The 939-nt window shown below is 66.0% G+C and carries 2 protein-coding genes; both read left to right on the forward strand.

The annotated features are described in order from the left end of the window. The coding region (locus tag EOA60_RS34905) for a histidinol dehydrogenase (RefSeq protein WP_206628421.1) at positions 1 to 441 on the forward strand (441 nt) is incomplete at its 5' end. Between the two features lie 2 nt (positions 442 to 443). Then, positions 444 to 939 (forward strand): UPF0262 family protein (locus tag EOA60_RS34910; RefSeq protein ID WP_164899862.1); only part of this gene is annotated, 496 nt, incomplete at its 3' end.

Below are 939 nucleotides of genomic sequence, written 5' to 3' on the forward strand. Positions count from 1 at the left end.
GTCGAGCGCCAGTTGAAGAGCCTGCCGCGCGCCGCGACGGCCGCGGCGAGCTGGCGCGATTTCGGCGCCGTGATCCTGGTGCCGACGATCGAGGCTTCGCTGCCGCTGGTCGACCGCATCGCGGCTGAGCATGTCGAGCTCGCCTTCGACGACGCCGAGAACTTCCTCGCCGGGATGCGCAATGCCGGTGCCGTCTTCCTCGGCCGCCACACGCCGGAAGTCATCGGCGATTATGTCGGCGGCTCCAACCACGTGCTGCCGACCGCGCGCTCGGCGCGCTTCTCGTCTGGTTTGTCCGTGCTCGATTTCGTCAAGCGCACGTCGATCCTGAAGCTCGGCCCGGAGCAGCTCAAGGCGCTGGCGCCGGCGGCCATCGCGCTCGCCAAGGCGGAAGGGCTCGACGCCCACGCACGATCGGTGGCGATCAGGCTGAACATGTAGCGATGTCCGGCCACCACCAAAACCGCGACAGGCTGATCGACGTCGAGCTCGACGAATCGATCGGGCGTTCGACGCCCGATGTCGAGCATGAGCGGGCAGTGGCGATCTTCGACCTGATCGAGGAAAACAGTTTCCGGCCGGTCAACGACGATGGCGCCGGCCCATACAGGCTGAAGCTGTCGCTGGCCGAGTCGCGCCTGGTGTTCGCCGTCAGCCGCCAGAATGGCGCCGACGTGGTTACCCACATCCTGTCGCTGACGCCGCTTAGGCGTATCGTCAAGGATTACTATCTGATCTGCGAAAGCTATTATGAGGCGATCCGCTCCTCCACGCCCAGCCATATCGAGGCAATCGACATGGGCCGCCGCGGCCTGCACAATGAGGGCTCGCAAACACTGATGGACCGGCTCGCCGGCAAGATCGAGATCGACTTCGACACGGCGCGCCGGTTGTTCACGCTCGTCTGCGTGCTGCACTGGCGGGGGGAGGCCTGGCCGC

Origin of the sequence: Mesorhizobium sp. M1A.F.Ca.IN.020.06.1.1 (genome assembly GCF_004023265.1) — a bacterium.
Taxonomy (GTDB): Bacteria; Pseudomonadota; Alphaproteobacteria; order Rhizobiales; family Rhizobiaceae; genus Mesorhizobium.